Origin of the sequence: Kribbella capetownensis (assembly GCF_004331485.1) — a bacterium.
Lineage (GTDB): Bacteria > Actinomycetota > Actinomycetes > Propionibacteriales > Kribbellaceae > Kribbella > Kribbella capetownensis.
Window position 1 is genome coordinate 1 of sequence record NZ_SJKD01000031.1, and the last position, 1257, is coordinate 1257.

A 1257-nucleotide genomic window follows, 5' to 3' on the forward strand; every position below is an offset into this window, starting at 1 on the left:
GGGACTGCCCCGGGATTAGTTGACTCGCGGGGTGTGGTGGTTCAGGCCGCGAGTGCGACCGGTTGAATCATCTCAAACTCGATGGGTGTGAGCTTGCCGAGGCCGCGTTGGCGGCGGCGTCGGTGGTAGGTGGTCTCGATCCAGGACACGATCGCCAGCCGCAGGTCGTGGCGGCTGGTCCAGCGCTGCCGGTCCAGAACGTTCTTTTGCAGTAGGGCGAAGAAGGACTCCATCGCGGCGTTGTCGCCGCAGGCCCCGACCCGGCCCATGGACCCGCGCAACTGCTGGGCCTTCAGCACCCGGACGAACTTCTTGGACCGGAACTGGCTGCCGCGGTCGCTGTGGACGATCAGCCCCGCAGACGGTGACCGCAGTGCGATCGCGTTGCGCAGTGCCGCGACCGCCAGGGAGGCCTTCATCCGGGAACCGATGGAGTAGCCGACGATCCGGTTGGAGTAGACGTCCTTGATCGCACACAAATACAGCTTGCCCTCGGCGGTGGCGTGTTCGGTGATGTCGGTCAGCCAGACCAGGTTCGGTGCCGGCGCGGTGAACGCGCGCTTCACGAGATCGTCGTGCACCGGCGGGCCGGCCTTGCGATTCAGGCCCCGCTTCTTGGCGTGGATCGACCAGATCCGCTCCTGTGAGCACAATCGGGCGACCCGGTTCTCACCCGCCGCGATCCCGCCTACGGCGAGTTCGTCGGCGATGAACCGATACCCGAACCCAGGGTCGTCGCCATGGATATCCAATGCGGCGTTGATCAGGTGCGCGTCGTCCCAATCCCTTTGTGTGACAGGGTTTCTGTGCCACTGGTAGAACGCCTGCTTGGAAAAGCCCAGCACCCGGCAGGTCACCGCGACGGGGATGTTGTCGGCGGCGAGGTCAAGGACCAGCGGGTACATCATTTTGGGTTGATGTCACGGGCGAAGTAGGCCGCTGCCCGGCGCAGGATCTCGTTCTCCTGCTCCAGTTGCCGGTTGCGCTTCTTCAGTTCGCGCAGCTCAGCCGACTCCTGCTGCGTGACGCCCGGCCTGTTGCCGTCCTCGATATCGGCCAGTTTCAGCCAGCGGGTCAGACACGACTGGGAGATCCCGAAGTCCTTCGCGATCTGAGTGATCGGCGCCTCGCCCTTGCGGGCGACCGCGACCACATCACGTCGGAACTCCTCAGGGAACGCTTTCGGCACGACAAACATCCTTCCAGCAAGGACCAAGTCCTCACAGATCAGGAGTCAACCGAACCGGGGGCAGTCCC

The 1257-nt window shown here is 64.5% G+C and carries 1 protein-coding gene; it reads right to left on the bottom strand.

The features are described from left to right. Nucleotides 1-41: 41 nt before the first annotated feature. A protein-coding gene (locus E0H75_RS42820) for an IS3 family transposase (RefSeq protein WP_131519476.1) occupies nucleotides 42-1189 on the bottom strand; the annotation gives its coding sequence in 2 pieces (ribosomal slippage) (nucleotides 42-919 and nucleotides 919-1189; 1149 coding nt in all). Between the last annotated feature and the right edge of the window lie 68 nt (nucleotides 1190-1257).